The sequence below is a fragment of the Colwellia sp. E2M01 genome (assembly GCF_018860585.1).
In the GTDB taxonomy this organism is placed as follows: domain Bacteria; phylum Pseudomonadota; class Gammaproteobacteria; order Enterobacterales; family Alteromonadaceae; genus Colwellia.
Genome location: NZ_JAHKPR010000023.1, coordinates 1 through 25,663, shown reverse-complemented (window position 1 = coordinate 25,663; position 25,663 = coordinate 1). Strand labels below are relative to the sequence as shown.

Below are 25,663 nucleotides of genomic sequence, written 5' to 3'. Positions count from 1 at the left end.
CATTAAAAATTTAATCATATGAACCTCTAAATGAACCTTCTTAAAGAGAAAAAGTAATATCTAAACCAATAACATTTTTATCGTAAATAACATTATTGTTTGTTGAGTCTTTATCCGTCAGTTCAATATAAAAAGCTATATCAGCCCAACGTTTAAATTGATAATTAATACTAGAAAAAAGATCATTGGTTTTATCTTGACGCTCAAAACCAGAATAATCTTCGTTAGTGTAATTGTATGTAATATTAGAAGTAACCTTTGCGCTCCACTTATGTCGCCAATTCAAACCATAAACACTTTCACTAATATAATCACCTTGAACATCTGGGTCTTTTGCTTGTCTTGATGTGTCAAAAGTAAATGTGCTATATGTTAAAGGTTGCCATGTAATTGAACCTTTCCAACTTATTCCTTTAAAATCGTTACGTAAAGGTTCAGCAAACTTTTTTTGCTCTTGACCTATTTTAAAACTACCCGATGTTAAGGCTGTTGCCTTCCAGCGAATACCTACTAACGCTGCATATACATCAGAATCTCGTGAAACACTTATAGCTTCGAAGTAATTAATTCCCGCCCCTCTAAGTTCAAAAAAAGCATCTGTACTAGAATTAGTACTATAAAAAAAGGTAGCTCCTAAAGTAGACTGATAAAAACTGCTAAATTGGGTTAACTCAGAAAAGTTTGTGTAGTTTTTATTATAATAGCGCCCCATTATTGCTATACGACCATTGGATTTTAAACTGCCATATTCGTATTTCAATTGAGCGGTTTGATCAATAAATTGTATGGGCTTAAATAGCAACTCCCCTAAGCCTTCAGTTAACCCTGTACCACGAGGTTCTTCCTCTTTTTTAGTCTCAAGAGAAAGATCAAATCGTGATCGATAACTTGGCTCTAAATGGCTTTTAAAACTAATATTGCCTGTTAAATAGTTATCGTCAGCACTTGAAATATAGGTACCTGACTCCCCCCCTATGTTCAGATGGTAGTTATTGATACCGTCATCAAGTAAAAAGGTTACAACTGGCGAAATAATGAAAATACCGCTACTAGAAGTACCATCAGCTTGACTAAAAATATTGTTATCGTATTTATACCCTGTATTAATAGCGGGAATAATAGCAATGCCTGATTCAGTTATGTATGCTTCAGGCTCAGCTCCAAAAGCAGAAAAGCTTACGATAAGGAGCATAGTTTTTAATAATGTTGTAACTTTCATTCCCTTCCTTAAAATAACTTTTATCTGTAATTAATACATTCTCTTCCCTGCAAGATACACACCAATCAAATTAATGTTTATTTTTTCCAAGTAGAGCAAAACTCGTATATTTATTTTTACTGAAAATAAATTCAACAATAATGGGTCCTAAAATCCCTAAAACTAATGACAATATAAACAGAATATTTACATCCAACATTCCGAATTTTGAAAAAACAATGCGACTTCCCGCAGTAAAAAACACATGATATAAATATATTGAGTAAGAAAACACGCCAATTTTAGCTAAAAAAGTAGACTTACATTGATAAGCAAGTAGAAGGTAACAACTAACACAGCCAATAAATAATGATAATAAACCACGATTAAATTCGGCCGGGATTTTATCGTTATATAACAGAATCATCAGTACACAAATAATTATCGACATACCCCATTTTATTTCTTTATTAATTAGGCGTAATAAGTCAAACCGCTGTACCGCCAAACCCACCAAGAAAAAAGGTAATAAGTATATAACCCCAGAGATAGCAAAATAATGTATTTGAATATTCGCTACATATAGCAAACTACTTAGAACAAAAATAATAGAGAAGCTTTTACCTCGTGATAATAGTTTATATTTTTCTAATGGAATCATTAATATAAAGATAAAGAAGATTGCTTCAATAAACCAAAAGTGAGCTACAGGTAATATGTGTAATAAATACCAATGTTCAATACCTTGATTACTTGCAGGTACTAAATGTTGGATAACAGCAAAGACAGTACCCACAGTTAACATAGGTATTATTAATCGATTAACTTTACCCTTAACATATTTACCTAAATTTAATTGATAAGGTCTGGTGGCATAAATATACCCCGATAAAAAAGTAAACAGCGGCATTCTGACCAAAGCAAATAAATCATTTAGTTCACGATACACACCATCAGAAATACGTAAACCATTAGTATAATTACTGCCAACCACGTGATAAGCAACCAGTAATATACAGGCGAGTCCTCTTAGGGTGTCTACTGAAAAACTTCTCTCAGTGTTCATGAACATTCCTTGAATAGAGTGAACCTCTATAGGGTTAAAGCTACAAGATAAATTTAAAGCGCTTGTTTAAGTGCACAATAAAAAATGAAGTTATTATTGAAAACACAATGGTTAAAACGGTTAATGATGTCGCTTCTATATTAAAAATTTTATGTAAAACACTTAAAATAAAAACGTGAATAAAATAAATAGCAGATGCATACAAAGCGATGTTTTTACTCGAGCCATTCACTTGCTTTTTTAGGCATAATAAGAAAAGCGCGGGGCAAATAAATATTAAGCTAAAGTAATTATCAAAAGCACCTTCACGCAAAGGTTGAATATAATTAACGTAAGACTCGGTCAACAATAACATTCCCCCTAATACTGTAATTAAATAAGTAATAGGAAGAGGTACCTGTTTGTAGACAGAATGTTTATTAAATAAGAAGCCAATGCAAAAAAAAGGATATGCAAAAAAGATAAAGTTTCTATGCGCTTCATGCTTATTAAAAACCTTATCTAAAAGTGTTCCTTCTAATAGGTGATAATTACCAATATATTGTATTAATACACCGATAAAAAATGTAATACCAATAGTAACCAATAAGAATTTCGTTGTTAATTCTTTCAACATTAACAAAACAATAGCAGCACCGATCAAACCAGATATATACCATAAATGAAAATAACCAACCAAGAACCGGTAAAGCAGCTTTAACAAGTCAACAGCGGTCAACTCAGGTATAAAAAACCAAAAAACAGAATAAAAAAACATCCATATAATATACAGCACAACCACTCTTTTTAACCAAGTTCTCTGCGCTCCTCTCTCTAAAGCTGAGTAAAAATAAAAACCATTTATAATAAAAAAAACGGGTACGGCAATTCTAAATAGTCCTTCAATAAATAAGTAACTGAGCAATGGACTAAATTCGCTATAAAAACCTGTATGGATCCCTACAACCATCAAAGCCATACTAAGCTTTAATAAATCAAGTGATATATTTCTATTCATAGCTTGCCTCACGGTTATTAAATCTATGACTTAATAAAATTACGATATAGCCTCATGACTGCTTTTCAGTCTGATCGATCTCAACTTTTATCGGTAACATGTTGATTAAATAAAAATAAAGAAATTATAATAAACTGTGACAACATCAAACTTTTACTCGCAAGTCCGGTGCCTGATGAAAGTGCTAACAAAAAAGCTAAACTAGGCCATAAGGTAAAATGCCCTATATGTTTATAAATATACTTATGAATGACTACCAAGATATAAACTAGCGCTATAGACACAAAAACTCCATATTGTAAGATAATAGCTAACCAAAAAATCTCGATACCATACTTTGTGCCATAAAGTAACTGACGATAAAAAAGCTGGTGGTAAACATCTCCAAATAATAACTCTACGACCGAAGTATCAAATAGAATATAAAAAGCCGTTAATCGAGTTTCTGCGCTTCCATTATCATCTGCTAATCGGTCCAACACAGAATCAAACAAGCCTAAATCAAACATGAGTAATAAAATAACGGGCATTGTTAAAATCAAAGAAACAATAAGAATCATCTTCTTTTGAGGAATATGTACGCCTTTAAGTACCCTATAAAATTTTATACTTGCTATCACAGTTAGTATTAATAAACTTACAGCGATAGAGGTTCGACCACCAAAGGCAGGTAATGATAATAACGATAGAAAAAAACAAATTGATTCATTTCTCGTTAAGGTGGTGACAAGTGATTTAGCATAAAACCCCGCAACAACTATAGCAGAGATTAATGTAGCAATTAATGGGTGTCCATAAAGCGCATTAGCTCGTTGAAACCCCCACTCTGAAATATCTAATAATTCCTCAGACTCCATAGAAAAGTAATTTTTAGAAATAAAAGTACCACCTTGCGCATACTCTAAAATTCCCATCAATGCATTAAATGAAATAATCAATATCACTACTTGATAAGTAAATTTTATTTGGGAAGGATGAAATTTTTTGTATAAACAAAGAATAAGAACAGGAAATAACCAAGTAACAATAAAGGGGGCCATAGGTTGCTTAAGAATCAATACTTGATAGAAAAAACAAAACAAGCACGCAATAAGTAACTTAAGGTTTTGTTTTTCAAATAAAATCTTATATAAAAAGCCCGACCCACTTTTATACAGGAAAATAGAAATATAAGCTAAGAATAATAAATAAAATGAAGGATGTATTTTAAATAGAAAACTCCCCCCCTCAGCTAAAAAGTTATAGCCAAACAGAATTAAAACATCACCTGATAATACAAATACAGATAGCATTGATAATAAAATAAAAAGGAAAGGTATTTTAGGTAAAGTGTTCATACCTCTTTCCTTTTAATTTCAAATGATTTACTCATATAGCTGACAATCTGTTTTCGATAAATAAAAGCTGAACATACAATATATACAAATATACCCACAACAATTGAGGTGGTTAATTTATATATTGTGTTAGCAAAAAAGCTTTGAGTATATACAGTCAAGATATACATTATTAATACTGAAAAGCTTATTTTTAAAAAAGGCTTTACTGGAAAAATAAATTCTGTGCATTTCAATAAATAAATAAGCATTGATATAGCGACTGAAGCACTCGCTAAACACATAGCTATTACTCCCCCTTTGAGACCAAAAATATCAATTAATGGGAAAGCAATAATACATATAACAACGGCGGTTATTGAATCTATATAAATTAAAAAGCCTGTTTTATCTGCAATAATAAAATAATGATTTATATAGTTATATAAAATAGCAAAAATCCCCCCGCTTAATATTGCCCACGGAAGAACATCCATTGTTACCTCCCAAAATTCCTTTGCAATAAGTAATTCGACTAACAAATCACTAACAGCGTACATACCAACAAGAGCAGGAAACATTACAGTAATTAACAATACAAAATTATCTGCTAACTGCTTCATGGCTGGTAAATATCCTTTTTCTTGCATAACGCTAATAGCTAATGGAAGTGAAGCAGCAGTGACCAACATAGACGCTAAACTAGCAGCCCTTTGCCCTAAACCAAAACCTACGGAAAATTCACCTGTAGCATCTATTCCTAACTTAATCTCGATAATAAATCGAACAGCATTAATAGATAACCAGCCAAAAAAACCAGCGATTAAAATAGGTAAACTATAACGCTTTGCATCGGATAAAATCTGCCAATTAACATTAAACATATCTTTTTTAATGCCATTCAAAGCGGTATATATTAAAAAGCCGACAACTTCCCCAATCGCATAACCTGCAAGAGGCCAAATAACATTATCACCAAAATTTAATAAGAAAAATATGCCTATCAACAAACCTAAAACGGGACCGGATAAAGCGAGTAAATTGTACTGGAACACCTTTCCTTTAACTGATGTTATTGATAAATTATGTAGATTAATATTTCTAAATATAACGAAAATAATTGTAATAACGATAAGTGCTAGGTTCAGCTGCTGACTAAAAAAGATGGTTAAAAACGCACAAACTACAATCAATTGAAATAATGAAGAAATTAATAAAATAGCTCTATTAGTAGAGAGTAACCCATCTGTACTTTTAGTTTTATCCGTAATAAACCTTAATAAATAATGTGACCACCACCCAATAAAAACTGTTCTAATTAACTCCTGTTGAGTACTAATTAAAGTAACCATACCTATAGTTTCAGCACTAGCAATATGCGTCCAAATAATTATGGATATAAATTGTGCTAAAGGCGCAAATAGCTGGCCTGGTAAAAATTGAAATGTTCTTTTAATTAACACTATGTTCACCATTAAGGACATTGACGTCAAAAATAGTAGCTTTTACTTTACTCACGACAGTAGTCCAGTTATAAAAATTTTCTACTGCTTTTTTACCTGCTAATGAGTATTTCTCCCTTATAGAGTCATCACAAATAATTTCATATATAGCATTTTCCAATGCCTTTTCATCATGAACAGGAACAACCCTACCTGCACCACTTGAAGATATTATTTCAGGCATGGCGTCAAGTTCCGTACCTATACACGGAAGGCCATGTGACATAGCCTCTAAAAAAACAAGACCGAATGGCTCTGACTCTGGATGTAAAACAAATAATATCGATTTAGAATATATTGTAGAAAGCGCGTTATCACATGAAACCTGCCCTTGATAATTCACGCCATCAACACCTGGACATGGATTAAATCTAGGTCCAACAATAGTAAGTTCAAGATCTTTGATTCTTTGCTTCAGCTTTATAAATACATTTAAAATATTTTTTCCACCTTTTCGCTCAAAATCATTACCAACGAATAAGATATTTTTTCTTGTAGTTAGGTTGCTTTGAACAGGGAATTTTGAACCATAACCAATAACATGTGATTTACTTTTATGTACTGCGTAATCATTAATTAATGAATCTTTAATATATTGGCTAGGTACGAATATGCCATCAGCAGAATGGTATAATTTTTCCTCTAAGGCTAACCATTTTCGTTTCATTTCAGTAAGCTTTTCTGTCTTACGTAATGACTTTGTGTAATCAGTCAAAATGTAATAATTAAACTTTTCAGACTTCTTTAATGTTGCTAAAGAAAATGTTCCTGAAATTTGTAAAATGCTATTATAATTAGTTAATTCTTTTTTAGCTTTATTACTCATCCAACGACTTTTCATCGTAAATGCAGCTGGGGATGCATGATAGTCGTTATATTTTGCCTCAGCCCTTTTAATCCAACTTTTTAAAGAAAAGGAAAAGCGAAAAGTAGATAAAATAGAATAAAGCCACACTGAACGAAACTTTTTCATTTCGATAACCTTCAAGTTAACTCCTAACTTTGTTAAGTGGTTAATTACTTGTTTTTCTACCCCTGAAAAACCAACACTTAAAACTAGCAATTTCATTTACAATCCTTTTTTATTTTCTCAAAAATTTAATGATACTAGAAAGAACACATGTGACATTAATCCTTCATTTTTCCTTATCAGTTAAGTTTACCAACCAATAATATAACGACTTTTATGGCCTAATATTTTTTTTAGAATCCAAGCAATAAGAATACAAATACCAACAACACATATAGTAAGTAAATGCCAATATAAGAAACCTTCCCAGTTTGCAGGCACTACACGTTTAATTACAAAGATCACAATGGAGTGAAGAAAATAGATAGCAAAACTAGATGAAGCTATTAATGATATAAACTTAATATCTTTTGAACAGAACCTTTCAAATAGCAAATAAACACCTAAAATTTGCATACCCTTTTCAATCAACCGAAGATCGAACCCAGCGTAAGTAAACATTTCTTTTGATAAATTACCGGGAATATTTAACACTACAAGTTGATATACGGATAAAATTGTTGAGCCTAAGATTAAAAGGGTTACATAACCCATTGAAATTTTTTTTATTTCCGTATTATAAGCCGAACATAGCATACCAAACATAAACATAGGTATAAGGTATACCACCGCTTGAAAAGGGTTCATGTTATCGGTAGCTCTGTGCGTAAACCCAGATATGATTATTAAACAACCTAATAACAATAATTGATTTTTAAGTGTGAACTTAGAATACTTTACAAATAATGGGCTCAAAATAAACACTAGTGCTATAAAAGGGATATACCAGTAACCTGTCAGCACCCTACCAGATAAAAAGTACAATATTGCAGGCTTAATATATTCAAGCCATATTCCCTGCCCCTTTATTGTAAAAAAATATTCCGGATACACTGGATATACTGTAACAGCGACAATAATTGGAAAAATGGATAAAAATATATACGGACTAATTACTGTTCTTATTTTCTGTTTAATAAATTTACTATATGAAAAGTTCTCAACCGATAAGTGATTAAATAAAAAACCACTAATAAATAGAAAATAAAATGTCCCCCCCATTAATAGAAATTTATACAAACCAGAATAAACAGATTCAGGGTGCCAATTAGAAACCCAGAATGTATGGTTAAAAACTATTAAAATTATAGATAAAGCTCGTAAGTTATTAAGTGAATGAAGGTACATAATATTTAACTTATATTTTGGTGTAATAAAAACAATTTATTGATTTGATTACTGGCTTTAAAACTATTAATTACTTGGTTCACATTGACAGGATTAATTTGTGCTGTTTGTATTTTTTTCCATGTTGACAATATGCCTTCAACCATTAAATCAACAGTTACTGCTTGATCATTATTAATATCAAGCATGAGTCCACATTCACCGGAAGCAAAAGTGCTGGCCATTTGCTCAAGTCTAAGCGAGCTTACTGGACGCCCACTACAAATAGCTTCCATTACGTATACTGGCCAGCCTTCAAATACAGAAGTAACAATACCCATGTGAAAATTTTGCCATAATTTTGCTATATTTGGTGAGCGCTGAAACCCATGACAAATAACATGTTCTTTCACTGCTTGGTATTCTGCAAAGCGATTAGGCTCGGATACACCAATATAATGAAACTCAACTTTACCATTAAGCTGTTCTGACAATTTTTTGATAATTATGAACATCATTTGGGGCCGTTTAAATTCATCTAGCCGGCCAGCAAAGGCTATTTTTAAAATGCCGTCTTCAATTAAATAAGGCGTTGCTTTAAATAAACTATCATCAACACTTACTGTCATGTAATGAATGTCTTCTTTTCTTTGAGGAAAGTCTTGCTGCAACCGTTTTGCTTGCTCTGAACTAACTGAAATAATACAGTCTGCTGCCTTCAAAGCCCGTGCTTCATTAAAGCGGTGAACAAACCACATTTTACTTAATAGAGAGTCAAGCTTTTGATTAGGATCTGCATCACCATGTGTTAACAAAACATGACATAAGTTATAAAAACGACAGAACCATGAAAATTCATAACGCTGTATTTCTATTGTACTTTTCATTTCTTTACTCAAACTTTTAATAGTTGAGCCAAATTTAAACAATGCAAAAAAGAAATTAAACGTTAATGATTTTAATGGGCTTTTAGCCGCTTTATTTATATGAACTTTAGTGGTATTTAAAATAGGTAAAAACTTATAAGTTTTACCCAGTTCATTTTGAAGTTCGATCACCTTACCTAATTCAAGTTCATTACTTTCATCAACACCAACAATGACTAAATCAAGATTATCTGGAATAAATTTAATGGTGTGGCGTACATGAGTTTCGATGCCACCTACTTTACAACCTCGAGGATCAAATGGGTGTAACGAAATGATTCTATGTATCTTCTGTGAATTATCATTAAAATTACTCATGATTACGCTTGTCTCTCATTTTGCAATATATCATTAAAGATCTGTTGTGTTTCTATTGCTGCTTTATGCCAAGTAAATTTAGCTTCGTTGGTTATAGCCAGAGAAGATATTTTAGAGAAATAATCATCATCTTCTATTAGTTTTTCCATGTAGTTGGCAAGTGCATTGGCATCTTCTAGTTCAATATATACCGCCCCTTCCCCACCTACTTCTTGCAAAACAGGTATATTGGACGCGATAACTGGCAAAGCAAATTTTTGAGCTTCTAATACTGGTAAACCAAAACCTTCATAAAGTGATGGAAAAGCTAAGAATCGTGCTTGAGAGTACTTTGTTGCAAGATCACTTTCTGAGAGGTACCCTAATTTAATAGGCGTTACTGCAACATTTAGTTCTTGTGCGAATTGTTCAAAATAGCCAACTGAGTCTCGGCCAATATGTTCAACAGGATAGTCTTTACCTTTCGCCTGTAAAATACCCATCGCTTCAATTAAGACTCTTGCTCCTTTATTAGGAGAAACATTAGCAACAAATAAACCTGTTTTTTTACGTTCTTGTTCTTGATATGTACCACTAAGGCAAGCAGCTTCTTGTACAACAGCAAGCTTATTTTTTACCCACGGATAAAATTTAATTAAGTCGTTTTGAGTATTATTTGATACACATATAAACTTTTTAGCTCGCTTTAACATGCGAGGGTAAAAAATTTTCCACCATAATCTATGATGAAACTTATAACTTGCAGGTGATACATCAAAATAAAGATCATGTGTAACGGCTACTAAAGGTGTTTTACCTAAAAAGCAACCAACAGGATCAGGGTTAAATTCTAGTGAAATTTGATGTTCTTTTATCAATTTAGGAATAATGATTAATTGTTTAATAATGTTTTTTGGCATTGACTCAATATAAGGTAAGGTAATTATCTTTAAACCTTTATTTCTCAACATTTTAGGGAGGTTTTCTTCTTCCCAACATGTGACTAATATATAATTAAACTCATCAAGATCTAATAAACTATTTAATACATAAAATAAATAATTAGATATACCCGAGATTTTATTTCCAGGCTCTAATAAATGATTAATTAATATATTTTTTTTCATTCAAAATTACTCTTTATTATCATTTGTATTAAATAAAGATGAGATAACGTTTAAACGATCACATTCAGCTATTTCATTCCATTTTTCGACATTGGTTACTGAACGTTGTACTTGAGACTTCAAGTTGTTTTCATCTGAAAAAAATGCGGTTATAGCGTCTACTGATCTAGGTATATTATTTACATCAATTAATAAACCTGATTTGCCTAATACTTCTTGAAACACTAAGATATTTGACGCAACAATAGCTATACCACTGTACTGTAATTCAAGTAAAGGTAAGCCAAGACCTTCATCATGAGATGATGATAAATAAAAGGTTGATGACTCAACTAATTCTTTAATATCTGCAGCAGAAAGATAGCCATGACAAGTTACCCCCTCAGCAGACTTAAGTGCTTGAGCATCATCTCCCCACCCTACTCTACCAACAATATGTAGTTCAATTTGAGATCCTAATTTATCTTGTAATGCTTTAAACAGTTTAAGAGCACCTAGATAGTTTTTTCTTGGTTCAACCGTTCCTAACATAACAATTTTTAATTTTTTTAAAGTTATGTCTTGGTATTTATTTTCATCGGCTTGTAAGTTAAATACATTTTTAACCACTGGACGATACAAAATAATTTCGGCATCCGCTTTACAAAAATTACGTAGTTCTTTTTCTGTTTTTTTTGAGTTAACAATAAAAAAACCTAGATGCTTAACTGCATATGCCAAAGAGGGTCGCATGTAATATTTAGCTCTTTGGTTTAACTCTTCTTGCCTTGTTAGTAAAAATAAGTCATGAATATATGGAATTAACCTTTTTTTAAGGATTAATGATGCCAATATAGAAGGAGGAAAACCCGGTGTCACCACCTTTACTTTAGGACTAAATAGCCCTTTAAAAACAAGTCCAAACCATTGTTGTATAATTAAATGCAATGTATTTGATGATTGCAGGTGATATATATCTTGCGAATTTAGCGCTTTACTTGAAAATAACTCTTCGGTAATCCTTTCTATACCTGTGGTATTTCTCCCTAAATGGGTGCAATCAATAAGTACTTTAGTATTCTCTGAACCTTTACAAAATTCCATTTATTGGGTGTCCTTATGTTGCTTGTATTCCGCTATTGCAAGAAACAAAAAAGACCACGAACTAATGAGGTATCGTTTAGCTAATCTACGAGGCTCACTAAGTAATCTAAACAACCATTCAAGCCCAAACTTTTGCATCCATAGTGGTGCTCTTTTCATCTCTCCTGCAAAGAAATCAATACCCGCACCAAAGCCAAAACCTTTAACCCCTTGAAGTTTATCTCTATTAGTATCCATCCATAATTCAGACTTAGGAGCTCCGACACCAAAAAACAAATGAGTCACGTTGTTTTGAGCAATGTTAGTTAATATTTCTTCTGTAAACTGTTGATCTTTTTCAAAGCCAAAATCAGGAACAATAACTCTTTCATTAGCACCCTTAAAATTATTATCTATTAACCAACGTTTAAGAAAATAAGCAGTATTTTTCTGCGCTACAATGAAATATGGACTGTGTTTTTCTTGATCTAGTTTGTTCATGATCTTAGGAAACAAATCAGCCCCTGTAATACGCCCTTTTACATCTTGATTCATGAAACGAAGAAACTTAAAAACAGGAAAACCATCGGCCGTGACTATCCATGCATCTTCACACAATTTTTTAAATTGATTATTTTTTTGCATAGTAACTAGATGATCGACATTCGTCGTTACTAATAACTTAAACTTACTGTCATCTATACTTTGAGTACTTACTACTTGTTCGACAATTTCATTTGTCGTTAGAGAAGTAAAATTCAATCCGAAAAATGTCTTTTTTTGCATTTTATGCTTCCAAGTTTATAAAGCCTACCTATTGCTAATCATTCACTTAATTCATACATTTAATAAGCATTTTTATCTGTAAATGATCTAAAAATGGTATAAAAAACAATTTTCACATCAAACCAAAGCGACCAACGACGAATATAATCAAGGTCATACTTTATCCTCATTTCCATTTTATCTATGGTGTCCGTCTCACCTCGCCAACCATTAATTTGAGCCCAGCCGGTAATACCTGGTTTAATTTTGTGTCGAAGCATATAGTAGTCAACCGCCTTTCTATACTGCTCATTGTGCGCTACAGCATGAGGTCTTGGACCAACAACAGACATACCGCCCTGTAAGACATTTATAAATTGTGGTAATTCATCAAGTGAGGTACGGCGTAAAAACGCACCTAAGGGAGTAATACGGACGTCATTTTTAGTCGCTTGGGTAACAACATCGGTATTTTCTGTTACGGTCATTGATCTAAACTTCCATACTTTAATCCGTTTCCCGTTAAGCCCATACCTGTCTTGCTTGAAGATAATAGGACCTTTAGATGTGGTTTTAACCGCAATAGCTATAATCATTAATGGTATGGCAATGATCGTGAGGATAATACTAGATAGCACGATATCTTCAATTCGCTTTATCAATGCATAAGTTCCTCTCATAGGATTACAATAAACACTGATCGTTTGTATATCGCCAACTTGCGCCATGGAAGCGCTCATCATACTAAACATAAACAAATTAGGTACAAGTTGTACATTTACTGTGGTATCTCCAAGCAAATGTAGAATTTCCGTGATACGATCTTCAGCCGTTAACGGTACGGCAATATAGATGACATCAAATTCATTCCGTTTAGCACGTTCAACGCCTTCATTTAGTGTACCTTGAAAATTACCATGAAAACCTTCAGGTAAACGAGACTCGTCTCTATCATCAAATACGGCTTGTAATCTAAATCCTGTTTCAGGGTGCTCTAATATTTGTTTAGCGAGTCGTTCCCCTTCTTTTGTGATGCCAATTATGGCAACAGAACGAATATTGATACCTTTTCGGCGAATATTCCTCAAAAACAATCCGAAACTTAAGCGCCAAGTGAATAATAATGCACCAGTAATAACATACCAAAGAGCGATAACCATGCGAGGGTATTCGACAGTTGCCTGACTAAAAAAAACATAAACAAGGATTAAACTAAATGCTACAGTCCAAGAGAGTGTTGCGTTAAATATTATTTCTTTGAAAAAACCATCTCGCCATGAACGATATAAAGCGAACATTTCAGCAAAAACAGAGAAGCCAATAATGGCAATAAGAGATAGTAAAAATAAGTCTTTACTGAAGTGGCTATGACATAAAGTAATCGCAATAAATAACGATAGTTGAATAATAGCAACGTCGACTAATCGGTAAAATGTTGCAAATTTATTAATGTTATTCTTTATAAAGCCATTACTACTTAGCATAAATAGATATATCCTTATTAATATTAATACAGTTAAGAAATTTAGATAACCACATCCCAATGTTTAAATTACCAATTAACTAGCTCATAACTCCTTAAATTCATGATCGATACCGCATGATATTTTTATTAAAGGTCACGCTGTACAAATAAGAATCTTATCTTTCTTTAGATATTTGGACTATTGGTTACATGACCTAGGTTAGTAAAATATAAAATCAATATATTCAACGAATTAGCTCATGCCCCAGTTATTTTTTAACGTATTATTTTTAGATATAATTAGATTTTTTGCTCTCTTCAATTAGAGATATTACTCTAATAGATTGTAAAATCAATTTGTAAACATTCAATTATGGTTGATTTTTTATCAACAGTAGTATGATAAATAGGCTATAAGTGACTTATTTTAACTTGTTATTACGATTGAAAGGAACGTAGGATTTAGGTATTTTAACCAGTACAGGTGATCAGTAATTTAACGGACTTGGTATTAAATAACGCTGTAGTTATGGTAGGTGTAAAAGAAAAGAATAGTTTTAGTTGGTTTAAAAAAACAAAAAAGCCTGAATAATTGCTTATTCAGGCTTTTTCTCAATCGTTCTTTATAGAAGAATCTATAAGAAATATTTTTATTTCTTAGATAATTTCTCTTTAATACGTGCTTTACGGCCAGATAGCTCGCGCAAGTAGTAAAGTTTAGATTGACGAACATCACCACGACGTTTCACTTCAATTGAGTCAACAATTGGGCTATGTGTCTGGAATACACGTTCAACGCCTACACCGTTCGAAATTTTACGAACCGTGAAAGCTGAATGTAAGCCGCGGTTTTTAACAGCGATAACTACACCTTCAAACGCTTGAAGACGTGATTTATCACCTTCAGTAACTTTTACTTGAACTACAACAGTGTCGCCCGGAGCGTATGCTGGTAGATCAGTTTTTAATTGCTCTTGTTCGAGCATTTCAATAATTTTACTCATAATACCTTCTTCCTAGTGTTCACAGTCTAAGTGGTTTATTTAACTTGCTTTTGCTTCTTATTTGAGGCAATTATAGTCGCAAGCGCTTTTTCCTGCTCAGCTGTCAGAGCTAGGTTATTTAATAGTTCAGGTCTTCTAGTCCACGTTCTAAGCAAAGATTGCTCTTGTCGCCATAAGCGTATATGTTCATGATTACCACTAAGTAACACTTTTGGTACTGCCATTTCTTCACCCGAAGGTGTTGTCATGACTTCTGGCCGAGTGTAATGAGGACAGTCTAATAAACCGTTAGAGAAGGAGTCCTGCTCTGCTGATTCTGTGTGTCCTAATACGCCTGGCACTAACCGTGCTACCGCATCTATTACATTCATTGCAGGGAGTTCACCACCACTTAAAATGTAATCGCCAACCGACCATTCTTCGTCAATATCTGACGCGAGTAATCGCTCGTCTATGCCTTCATAACGTCCTGCTATAAATATCAGTCGGCTATGTTGTGCTAATTCACTTACGCCTTGTTGATCAAGCTTTCTTCCTTGCGGAGACAAGTATATGACCTTGATATTACTATCAACATCACCAGCATCTAGCGCGGCTTTACGCGCAGCACTTTTGGCTGCATGTATTGCATCACGTAATGGTTGCACCATCATTAACATGCCCGGACCACCGCCATAAGGACGATCATCAACGGTGCGATGTTTATCATGGGTAAAGTCTCTTGGGTTCCATGACTGAAACTCAATTAACCCATTACGAATCGCTCGACCTGTTACCCCGTACTCCGTGATAGCATTGAACATTTCGGGAAAAAGGCTAATTACCCCAATCCACATTTTGTTCGTCTCTTTATCAGAGGCAATGCTAGTCACAAGTTAAAAACCTGGATCCCAGTCAACACAAATTTGTTTATTTTCAATGCTAACGGACTCAACAACTTGTTCAAAAAGATACGGAATTAATCGTTCTTTTTTACCAAAGCCGTCATTCAAGTTAGCTTTCACAACCAGTACATCATTAGCGCCAGTTTCCATCATGTCAGCAACCACACCTAGGTCGTAACCTTTGTTAGTCACTACAGACATTCCTATTAAGTCGCGCCAGTAAAAATCATCTTGCGACAATTGTGGCAACGATGCGGCATTGGTTAATATTTCTGAGCCGACAAATACTTGCGCATCATCACGGTCATCAATACCAGCCACTTTCACAATAAGAACTTTGTTATGCTTGCGCCAATCAGTTATTTCAACTGTTTGTGTGTTATTCCCTAATTTTAATGACCAAGGGAAATAGTCAAGTATGGCCTCAGGCTCATCAGTGAATGAATGAATTTTTAACCAACCTTTGATACCGTAAACAGCGCCTACTTTACCTAAGATGATTTGATCTTCTTTACTCACGAAATTCTCCTACTACCTACTAAGCTATTAAGCCGCAGATGCGTCTTTAATTAACTTAGCCACACGATCAGATACACCAGCACCTTGACTTACCCAGTGGGTAATACGGTCTAGATCTAAGCGTAATTTTTCTGCTTGACCTTGTGCTGTTGGGTTGAAGAAACCAACTTTCTCGATGAAACGACCATCGCGAGAGTTACGGCTATCTGCAACAACAACCTGATAGAATGGACGCTTTTTAGCGCCGCCACGAGCTAAACGAATGGTAACCATATCGTCCTCTATTATGTTAAGTGTTAAACGGATTTTCCAGACATTTCCCGTCATCTAGTGACAGAAAAGCTCGCGTATTCTACGCTTCTGATAGATTTTTACAAGCTTTATTTATTTACAGTAAGCTGATATATACGCCTGGTAAGGTTAAAATATTCTCTTATCAATTAACCTTGTTGACCTATAGCTTATTTAAGGCGGGGTTGATAGCGATCTCGCCTCAGAAATCGCTCAGTAAATAACAAGTAAAATAGATTATAAACTAATTAACTAGGCTGTTTTAGATTCATGCCATGAAGGCGTTGCGAGTAACTCAGTGAAATCTTCAGCAGTAACGGCTTTACTGAAGTAATATCCCTGCATCGCATCAATATTACAGCGTTCAATAAACTTACATTGCTCAGCGGTTTCAACACCTTCAGCAGTAACCTTTAAATCGAGTTGTTGAGCTAACGCTGTAATTGCAAGAACCGCTTTAACATCAAGTTCATTGTTAGTTAAACCTTTAGTAAATCGACGATCTATTTTTAACTTACTTAACCCGAGTTTAGGTAAATATTTCATAGAAGAATAACCTGTGCCAAAATCATCAAGAGCAACGGTTACATCTAATGCGCCTAATAATCGTAATTGCAACATAGACTGCTTAACATCTTTCATTATTATATCTTCTGTTATTTCTAATTCTAAGTATTGCGATTCAAGGTGTGTGGCATCAAGCGAAGTTGCTACGGTTTCAGCGTAATCATGTAAACCTAATTGCATTACCGACAGGTTAATAGACATAACGATTTTTGCTAGCCCTTGATCTTGCCATGCTTTATTTTGTTGGCAAGCTTTAGTAAGCACCCAGTCACCTATTTCATTAATAAGACCAATATCTTCTGCAATAGGAATAAATACATCAGGTGCCATTTCGCCAAGTACTTTATTATTCCAACGTAATAACGCTTCAGCACCAATTATTTTATGCGTTTCCGTGCTAACAATGGGTTGGTAATGTAGTTCTAACTCATTTTTTGTTAACGCATTACTTAATTGCTCAGCTATCTTTTTCTTAGTATTTACTTGCTCTTGTATTTCTGCAGAGAAAAAAGCAATACTGTTTTTGCCTTGCTCTTGTGCAAAACGTACCGCTTTATCTGCATTCTTAATTAATTCTTTACCATGCTCACCATCGTAAGGGTAGGTTGCAACACCAATATTGCTAGTGATGTATATTTCTTGCATTTCAATGCTATAAAACTTAACTAGCTTATTTAGTATGTTTTTAACAATATTATGTACATTTTCTTGCGGAGATAATGACTCTAGAATAATAATGAATTCTACTCCATTGATCCTAGCTAAGGTGTCACCTGGACGTAGCTCTCTTGTTAAACGTTTAGCCACTTCTTGCAGTAATTTATCGCCAGCATCATGTCCTTGTTGAGTGTTTACCGCTTTAAAGTCATCGATAGTTACATAAAGTACACCAACTGAAGTTTTATTTCTTGAAGCTTGAGCGATGGCGTGGTCGAGGCGGTCATGACATAACGCTTGGTTAGGCAAGTTGGTTAATTGATCATAAAAAGCAAGCTCTCTGATTTCACCTGAGGCTATATTTTGTTTTTTTAACTGTTTACTTAAGGTGAAATTAAAGCGAAATAACAATGCAATAGTACCGAGCATTGTAATACAAATAAAAGCTGTAAGTTTAGCTAGTTGTCCATAGTCTTCAGTATTAAGTAGTCCTGTGATTATACTTTCTGTATCGATAAAACGTGTCGCGTAAAGCAAACTTGTTATAACAACTAAAAAAATAATGCTTTCCAAAACTATTGCATAACGTTTAAAAACACTGTCCTCTTTAGTTTGTGCCATGCCTGTACGAATAGGCGATGTATGATCTTTATGTGTAGCCATTATTCATTGTCCTCACTGTGAACTTCTCACATCAAATACTTAACGACAAAAATTGCGATTATTTACCGTTAAGTTTTAAGTATAGCTAGGCTCAAAGAAAGTTGTGAAAATTAGGTTAAAATAATAAGACTAAATTAATTATTATTGTTTTAAGTTAAGTTTTATTAGTATAAATAGAGAGTATAAAAAAGGCTGCATACGCAGCCTTAACTTTTACAAAACACACATTACTATTACTTGCTTTGTTATATTGCGGTTGGCTTAACGACCGAACATACCGCCGCCGCCCATTCCTGGTGGCATCATGCCCTGCATGCCGCGCATCATTTTCTTCATACCGCCTTTCGCTGACATTTTCTTCATCATTTTTTGCATTTGGGTAAATTGTTTAAGCAGTTTATTAACGTCTTGAATTTGCGTGCCAGAGCCCATAGCAATACGGCGTTTGCGGGAACCTTTGATAATGTCAGGACGTTCACGTTCACCTGGCGTCATCGAATTAATAATGGCTTCCATTTGCGTAGTAATTTTATCATCCATGCCATCTTTAATTTTGTCAGACATATTACCCATACCCGGTAATTTATCCATCATGCCCATCATGCCGCCCATGTTTTTCATTTGTACTAGTTGGTCACGAAAGTCCTCTAAACTAAAGCCTTTACCACTTTGTACTTTTTTCGCAAGTTTTGCCGCTTGCTCTTTATCTACTTTTTGCTCGATTTCTTCAACAAGAGAAAGTACATCACCCATGCCTAAAATACGTGAGGCAATACGATCTGGGTGGAAAGGCTCTAATGCTTCAATCTTTTCACCAACACCCATAAATTTAATAGGCTTGCCGGTAATGTGACGAATTGATAATGCTGCACCACCGCGGGCATCACCATCTGTTTTTGTTAAAATAACACCGGTTAATGGTAGCGCGTCATTAAAAGCTTTTGCAGTATTTGCCGCATCTTGACCTGTCATCGCATCGACAGTAAATAAGGTTTCTATTGGATTAATCGCTGTATGAAGTTGCTGAATCTCACTCATCATATCTTCATCAATATGTAAGCGACCCGCAGTATCAACAATTAATACATCAAAGTGGTTTTTCTTAGCGTGATCAATTGCTGCATTGGCAATATCAATAGGCTTTTGTTTGATATCACTTGGGAAAAAACCAACATTAATTTCAGTGGCTAAGGTTTCAAGCTGTTTAATAGCCGCTGGACGATAAACATCAGCACTTACTACTAATACTTTTTTCTTTTCACGTTCGGTTAAAAACTTGGCTAACTTGGCAACTGAGGTGGTTTTACCTGCACCTTGTAAACCCGCCATTAATACAATAGCAGGTGGAGCAGCTCTTAAATCAAGCCCTTCGTTGATTTCCCCCATAGCTGATTCAAGTTCTTTTTGTACTATTTTTACAAAAACTTGACCTGGAGTAAGGCTTTTAGAAACATCAGTACCAACAGCTTGCTCTTTAACTTTGGCTACAAATTCACGAATAACCGGTAAAGCAACATCAGCTTCAAGCAATGCCATGCGTACTTCACGCAAAGTGTCTTTAATATTGTCTTCGGTTAAACGGCCACGGCCACTAATATTTTTAAGCGTTTTACTTAAGCGTTCGGAAAGATTGTCAAACATGAAATACTCTAACAGCTAAGATTGAAAAAATTAATGCTGCTATTATACCCAAATATCTCTAAGATGCGACAGCAGATACTATCAGTTGTGATTTAGCATTAAGAAAAGTCGTATTATTAACCAACTAATCGTGCGATGAAAAACATTGCCATGCTATAGTAGAGTTGATTTTAATGACGCTAATGCCATATATAGATTAAAGAATATGTTATTAATGATACAAACAATAAAGCTGAAAAATACAGTTTTAACTTACGTACAGGTACATTATAAATGGAACAGTTAACAACTTTAGCGATAAATTTTTTAGCGTTAAGTGCTGAAGCTAGCCCGTGGTTATTATTAGGCTTACTCATTGCGGGTTTAATGAAAGCTTGGGTACCGAGTCAAATGTTAACCAAACACTTAGGTAGTGGTAAAGGTGCTATTGTAAAAGCAGCTCTTATCGGAGCTCCACTTCCTTTATGTTCTTGTGGTGTAATTCCTGTCGCTGCAGAGTTAAGACGAAGCGGCGCCTCGGCATCAGCAACCTCATCCTTTTTAGTTTCTACACCTGAAACAGGTATTGACTCGGTGTCAGTATCTTATGCTTTACTCGGCCCTATATTTGCCATTTATCGACCTTTTGCGGCAATTATGTCGGCTATTATGACAGGTTTATTAGTTGCAACGGTAAAAGAAGAAAATGTAAAGTTTCCTCACGCTCACAGTAAAGCAACGTCTTGTTGTGGTAGTAAAGAAACAGATAAAGAAGATAATTTATCCGTTGAAAAAGTTATGACAGAAGATAGTAAAAAATCATCTTGTTGTAGCAGCAAAAAAGTAGATAACGTTGAAAGTGCTCCACATTCAAACCATGAGCATTCACACCATGAACATTCAGCGCCTCAAAAAACGACTACCTCATGTTGCGCTAGTGAAACAACAGCAGTTACTAAAAAAGACAACGCTTTTATTAATAAAACCAAACAAGGGGTTTATTACGCATCAACTAAACTTATAGACGACATTATTATTTGGTTATTGGTGGGTCTTATCTTTGCCTCGCTTATTCGTACCTTTTTACCACAAGAGTTCTTATTAAGTTACGGTAGTGGCTTACCTGCCATGTTATTAATGATTGTAATATCAATCCCTATGTACATTTGTGCAACGGCGTCTACACCTATTGCTGCGGGCTTTATTATGGCAGGTTTATCGCCTGGGACCGCTTTAGTTTTTATGATGGCAGGTCCGGCAACGAATATCTCAACTTTAGGTGTTATTCGCAATGAAATGGGTAGCGCGGTATTAATCCGTTATTTACTTGGGGTTTCAATAAGTGCTATTAGTTTTGCATTACTGTTAGATTTCGTACTTAATTTTTATGACATAAACATTACCGATCAAATGCAGCATAGCCATGAAGTGTTACCACAATGGTTTGGTTTAGCGTGTGCTGGACTTATTGCCTTTTTATCAATAAAACCATTGCGACGTTTACTAATAAAATAATATTTCGTATATCTTCGTTTGGTAGGTTAAACATTACTTCTTTTGAAGCAGACCTATAAATTTGCCAGAATATGTTTAATTTAAGTCAATACTTTACGCTATTCACGTGGCGCTATTTTTTTTATCTGATAGAATCAATTTTTACTGTTTTTTTCAGGTAGTTTAGGGGTTTTTAGTGGATTTTTTGGTTATAGGATCAAGTTTAGGTTGTTTGCTATATATGCTTGCAACATTAGCCGTTGTCTCGCGCTTGTTTCATCCTACAGGTCCTAACAATAGGTTAGTTTTAAGTTTAGCTTTTTCGGCTATTTTAATACACACGGCGTTATTATTTTCTCAACAAACTTTAAACTTTAATTTACCTAATGTAGTTTCTTTAGTGAGCTTAACGATCACTATTGTTGTAACCCTTGTTGCGCTTAAATCTAAAGTCAATTTATTACTTCCTGTAGTATATGGCTTTACCGGGTTGTGGCAATTAGTCACTATTTTTCTACCACCAATAGATTCTATTCAACTGGTGAGTGATAAGTTTATTTTACTCAGCCATATCAGCTTAGCTTTAGTGGCTTATTCAATTTTGATTATTGCTACCTTATTCGCCTTTCAAGTTACATACATTAACGTAAAACTTAAGAGTAAAAATATAGCGGCTGTTGCTCATTTACCTCCTCTTATGCAAGTTGAAAAACAACTTTTTATTATTTTAACCCTTGGTACTGTCATTTTATTGATCAGTGAAATAATAGGCTTTATCTTTTTAGAAGGCTTTTTAGCAAAAGAAAATGCTCATAAAACGGTATTATCTTTACTCGCATTAACTATTTATAGTGTCATTCTTTGGGGGCATTTTGTTAAAGGTTGGCGTGGTCATCGTGTATTAGTGCTTATGCTAAGTGCTAGTGGTTTACTAACGCTGGCTTATTTTGGTAGTCGCTTTGTTAAAGAATTTATTTTATAAAGGCGTCGCTTATCTAAAATAAGTGACTTTATCTCGCTTACTCCTTAGCTAATTAACACTATTTATATTAAACCCTAAATTTGGGTAAAAAGTGTTTATTGATTTTTACTTTTATAGCCCTTACATATATTAAAAGCGGTTATTAATATAGGAAACCTCCTTCTTGGACAATATATCCACCCAGATGCTTTTTACCATTCTTGGCATCTTAATACTTATCTCAGCCTATTTCTCAGGCTCTGAAACAGGCATGATGTCTTTAAACAGATATCGCTTACGTCACCTCGAAAAAGAAAAACACAAAGGTGCAAAACGTGTAAGTAAACTACTAGCTCGCCCCGATCGTCTTATCGGGCTAATTTTAATTGGTAATAACCTCGTTAATATCGCCGCTTCATCTATTGCTACTATTATCGCTATAAGATTAGCTGTTGATGTTGGAATATCTAAAGATTTAGCCTTATTAATCTCAACTATTGTACTTACTTTATTGGTATTAATTTTCGCAGAAGTCACACCAAAAACACTTGCTGCTTTATATCCTGAAAAAATAGCTTTCCCAAGTTCTATAATTTTAACGGTGTTACTTAAAATCTTAATGCCTTTTGTGATGGCAGTTAATTGGATAACAAATGGTATATTAATGATGCTAGGTATTAGCTCAGAGCAACGAGAGCAACACAGCCTCAGTAGTGAAGAGTTAAGAACCGTAGTAAATGAGTCTGGAGCGCTATTACATCAACGTGATCAAGATATGTTGGTGAGTATTTTAGATTTAGAAAAAGTCTCTGTTGAAGATATTATGATCCCTCGTAGTGAATTAGTCGGGATTGATGTTAACAACGATTGGAAAAAAATTCAGAAGCAACTAACCCAAGCAAACCACACACGTGTACTTTTGTATCGTGACAGTATCGATGATGTAGTTGGTTATATTCATGCACGAGACGCCTTAAAGCTTTTATCTAAAAAACAATTTACTAAAGCAACCTTATTAAGATCTGTACGTGAGCTTTACTTTATTCCTGAAGGCACCCCGCTAAATATTCAATTATTAAAGTTTCAGCATGCTAAAGAACGTTTAGGCTTAGTAGTTGACGAATACGGTGACATTCAAGGCTTAGTGACCTTAGAGGATATTCTCGAAGAGATTGTTGGTGACTTTACTACCACAATGACACCAACTACAAGTGATGAGGTCAACTTGCAACCTGATGGTAGTTACTTAGTTGATGGTAGTGCCAATATTAGAGATATTAATAAAGAGATGTCTTGGGAATTACCAACAGACGGACCGAAAACACTTAACGGTTTAATCTTAGAATATTTAGAAGAAATACCTGAAAGTAACATTAGCTTACGAATAGCAGGTTATCCGGTTGAAATCATCGATGTAGCTGGCAATATGATTAAATCGGTACGAGTTATGCCTGAACATTTTGTTGGCGAAAGCACCGAAGAAGAGTAATTAACATAACAGTATAGTTAACCACAAAGTTATCCACAGATTAGGGTTTTCCTATAACTCGATCTATTTTCCACAATTTCTGTGGATAACAATAGCTACCCCTATCGGGGACTGCATTTTGCTATTTCAACATTTATTTCACAAAAAAATGACTTTTTTTCTTCGCATTTTGATAAATTTACTAGCTACTTCTGAAGCTATTATTCTAGCTAGCTTGGACAGTTTTTTACGATAAAAATTAAATATTGGCAGGCTTTATGCGAGTGTTTTTTTATTAATCAGTTAACTAGTTAGCTTAAATAATATCATCACCCATTTAGCCAAATGGTCACTTATACTACGCTTTACAAACCAACTTAATGGTATTACTAAAGCACTGTATTTCGCTTTAGTAATAAGTTTTACCCTTATTTAAGTCCAAACTCGAGGAGGTGTTTAAATGCTTAAACGTGAAGCGCTTTGGCACCACATTTATCCGACATTGACGCCGCAGTGATGTTATAGTGATAAAATATAAATAGGGGAAAAATTGCAGTCAGTAAAAATGTAAATCCTCACTTACTGCAACAATATTGAAATATCTAAATTAAGTAATCCACATGCTACAACTAATATCGTACAACTAGTTATCGAACAGGCTATATAGAAAATATTAGGGAGCAGAATAAAGCATAGCTCCTTAAGCAAAAAATAATCGCCACAACCAACCATGGTTCAAATCTTCTTCACAGCTTTTTAATTGACTACTATAACGACGAGCACGGTTATCAACTTTTCTCGATACTTTAACTAACCAAGCTTTCTTTTTATAACTCTTATTTTTAAATCCCCCCCAACCTTCATGGTAATTTAAGTATTGGTTATAAGCATCCCACTTAGAAACACCGTTCACTTTTTGAGTTTTATAAATAAACCACCCCATAAAATCAATTGCATCCGCAAAATCATCACGATCAGCACCAGAGTTACCTGTTTCTTTAATATAGTCTTGCCAAGTCATGGTTTTAGCTTGCGAGTAACCATAAGCTGTACTTATTCGCCCCCAAGGAATAAATCCTAACAAATAATCTCTAGGCGGCGCAGCATTATGACGAAATGAACTTTCTTGATACATCATACTCATTGGCACATGAATAGGAACACCCCATCGCTCACGCGCATCTTTCGCATCAAAATACCAGCTTGGGTGTTCACGGAATATTTCACATAAGTTTTCAGGATTTTTAGGTGGGGGGGTCGCACAACTTGCAAGCAAAAAGACACTTGCTAATGATATTAAGAGAATTTTACGTGAAAGCATAAACATGACGATTATTATATTTGTTTTTTATAATGCCAGAACCCCTTCCTTAATGGCAATCTTTAATCACGACTATTTATGCGACTACAAGATAACATACATCAAATAGCCAAGGCCTAGGTAAATGTAATAGGTAGTAAACATAAAATAAAAATTTAAAATAAAATGAACTAAACACTAAAACAGCACTCTTACTTAATAGTAAAGTTATTCCCTGAATGTTTTATGTTTAATATGTTGTTTGTTATGCGCTCTCTAGCTAATAGTTGAGCGCTTTTTTTTGACTAAAATTTATTACTTTGAAGTTATATACCTAA

The 25,663-nt window shown here is 34.2% G+C and carries 22 protein-coding genes; 3 read left to right on the top strand and 19 right to left on the bottom strand.

From position 1 onward, the window contains the following. Positions 1-40 precede the first annotated feature (40 nt). The 18 genes from KO502_RS04975 to ffh all read right to left on the bottom strand — a co-directional run bounded on the left by KO502_RS04975 (position 41) and on the right by ffh (position 20,123). Complete coding sequence (locus tag KO502_RS04975; RefSeq protein WP_216021467.1) at positions 41-1,219, bottom strand: outer membrane beta-barrel protein; 1,179 nt, start codon at positions 1,217-1,219, stop codon at positions 41-43. 70 nt (positions 1,220-1,289) lie between these two features. After that, a complete protein-coding gene (locus KO502_RS04970) occupies positions 1,290-2,264 on the bottom strand; it encodes an acyltransferase (protein WP_216021466.1) in 975 nt (324 codons plus the stop codon). Positions 2,265-2,304: 40 nt separating this feature from the next. Continuing rightward, the gene (locus tag KO502_RS04965; RefSeq protein WP_216021465.1) at positions 2,305-3,261 is read right to left on the bottom strand and encodes an acyltransferase; all 957 of its coding nucleotides are present in this window, start codon (positions 3,259-3,261) and stop codon (positions 2,305-2,307) included. An 80-nt stretch (positions 3,262-3,341) separates the two neighbouring features. Further along, entirely contained in the window at positions 3,342-4,598 is a 1,257-nt protein-coding gene (locus KO502_RS04960) for a VpsF family polysaccharide biosynthesis protein (RefSeq protein ID WP_216021464.1), read from the bottom strand. Beyond that, positions 4,595-6,040, bottom strand: a complete 1,446-nt coding sequence (locus KO502_RS17305; RefSeq protein ID WP_216021463.1) for a polysaccharide biosynthesis C-terminal domain-containing protein — start codon at positions 6,038-6,040, stop codon at positions 4,595-4,597. The genes KO502_RS04960 and KO502_RS17305 overlap by 4 nt, the downstream gene beginning before the upstream one ends. Further along, entirely contained in the window at positions 6,030-7,148 is a 1,119-nt protein-coding gene (locus tag KO502_RS04950; protein WP_216021462.1) for a glycosyltransferase family 4 protein, read from the bottom strand. The genes KO502_RS17305 and KO502_RS04950 overlap by 11 nt, the downstream gene beginning before the upstream one ends. Positions 7,149-7,238: 90 nt before the next feature. Continuing rightward, complete coding sequence (locus KO502_RS04945; RefSeq protein WP_216021461.1) at positions 7,239-8,276, bottom strand: acyltransferase; 1,038 nt, start codon at positions 8,274-8,276, stop codon at positions 7,239-7,241. A 5-nt stretch (positions 8,277-8,281) separates the two neighbouring features. Further along, positions 8,282-9,499: a glycosyltransferase gene (locus KO502_RS04940; RefSeq protein ID WP_216021460.1), complete on the bottom strand. Its 1,218-nt coding sequence runs from the start codon at positions 9,497-9,499 to the stop codon at positions 8,282-8,284. 2 nt (positions 9,500-9,501) lie between these two features. Then, positions 9,502-10,605, bottom strand: coding sequence for a glycosyltransferase family 1 protein (locus KO502_RS04935; protein WP_216021459.1), 1,104 nt, complete (start codon positions 10,603-10,605; stop codon positions 9,502-9,504). Positions 10,606-10,611: 6 nt separating this feature from the next. Next, positions 10,612-11,688, bottom strand: a complete 1,077-nt coding sequence (locus tag KO502_RS04930; RefSeq protein WP_216021458.1) for a glycosyltransferase — start codon at positions 11,686-11,688, stop codon at positions 10,612-10,614. Further along, positions 11,689-12,453: a WecB/TagA/CpsF family glycosyltransferase gene (locus KO502_RS04925; protein WP_216021457.1), complete on the bottom strand. Its 765-nt coding sequence runs from the start codon at positions 12,451-12,453 to the stop codon at positions 11,689-11,691. A gap of 59 nt (positions 12,454-12,512) precedes the next feature. After that, positions 12,513-13,916: an undecaprenyl-phosphate glucose phosphotransferase gene (locus KO502_RS04920; protein WP_216021456.1), complete on the bottom strand. Its 1,404-nt coding sequence runs from the start codon at positions 13,914-13,916 to the stop codon at positions 12,513-12,515. A gap of 631 nt (positions 13,917-14,547) precedes the next feature. Continuing rightward, positions 14,548-14,901, bottom strand: a complete 354-nt coding sequence (gene rplS / locus KO502_RS04915; RefSeq protein WP_216021455.1) for a 50S ribosomal protein L19 — start codon at positions 14,899-14,901, stop codon at positions 14,548-14,550. 35 nt (positions 14,902-14,936) lie between these two features. After that, positions 14,937-15,737: a tRNA (guanosine(37)-N1)-methyltransferase TrmD gene (trmD, locus tag KO502_RS04910; protein WP_216021496.1), complete on the bottom strand. Its 801-nt coding sequence runs from the start codon at positions 15,735-15,737 to the stop codon at positions 14,937-14,939. 39 nt (positions 15,738-15,776) lie between these two features. Continuing rightward, positions 15,777-16,304, bottom strand: coding sequence for a ribosome maturation factor RimM (gene rimM / locus KO502_RS04905; protein ID WP_216021454.1), 528 nt, complete (start codon positions 16,302-16,304; stop codon positions 15,777-15,779). Positions 16,305-16,331: 27 nt separating this feature from the next. Then, positions 16,332-16,577, bottom strand: coding sequence for a 30S ribosomal protein S16 (rpsP, locus tag KO502_RS04900; RefSeq protein WP_216021453.1), 246 nt, complete (start codon positions 16,575-16,577; stop codon positions 16,332-16,334). A 270-nt stretch (positions 16,578-16,847) separates the two neighbouring features. After that, on the bottom strand, positions 16,848-18,482 hold the full coding sequence (locus KO502_RS04895; RefSeq protein WP_216021452.1) for a bifunctional diguanylate cyclase/phosphodiesterase: 1,635 nt from the start codon (positions 18,480-18,482) through the stop codon (positions 16,848-16,850). A 261-nt stretch (positions 18,483-18,743) separates the two neighbouring features. Next, positions 18,744-20,123 (bottom strand): signal recognition particle protein, encoded by a 1,380-nt coding sequence (ffh, locus tag KO502_RS04890; protein ID WP_216021451.1) that lies wholly within the window; start codon positions 20,121-20,123, stop codon positions 18,744-18,746. A gap of 273 nt (positions 20,124-20,396) precedes the next feature. On the opposite strand from ffh, the gene KO502_RS04885 reads away from it, so the two are divergent. The 3 genes from KO502_RS04885 (at position 20,397) to KO502_RS04875 (ending at position 24,046) form a co-directional block, all read left to right on the top strand. Next, a complete protein-coding gene (locus KO502_RS04885; protein WP_216021450.1) occupies positions 20,397-21,617 on the top strand; it encodes an SO_0444 family Cu/Zn efflux transporter in 1,221 nt (406 codons plus the stop codon). A gap of 175 nt (positions 21,618-21,792) precedes the next feature. After that, positions 21,793-22,578, top strand: a complete 786-nt coding sequence (gene ccsA / locus KO502_RS04880) for a cytochrome c biogenesis protein CcsA (protein ID WP_216021449.1) — start codon at positions 21,793-21,795, stop codon at positions 22,576-22,578. Between the two features lie 163 nt (positions 22,579-22,741). After that, on the top strand, positions 22,742-24,046 hold the full coding sequence (locus KO502_RS04875; protein WP_216021448.1) for a CNNM domain-containing protein: 1,305 nt from the start codon (positions 22,742-22,744) through the stop codon (positions 24,044-24,046). Between the two features lie 679 nt (positions 24,047-24,725). On the opposite strand, the gene KO502_RS04870 is transcribed toward KO502_RS04875, so the two are convergent. Then, positions 24,726-25,346, bottom strand: coding sequence for a hypothetical protein (locus KO502_RS04870; protein WP_216021495.1), 621 nt, complete (start codon positions 25,344-25,346; stop codon positions 24,726-24,728). Positions 25,347-25,663 lie beyond the last annotated feature (317 nt).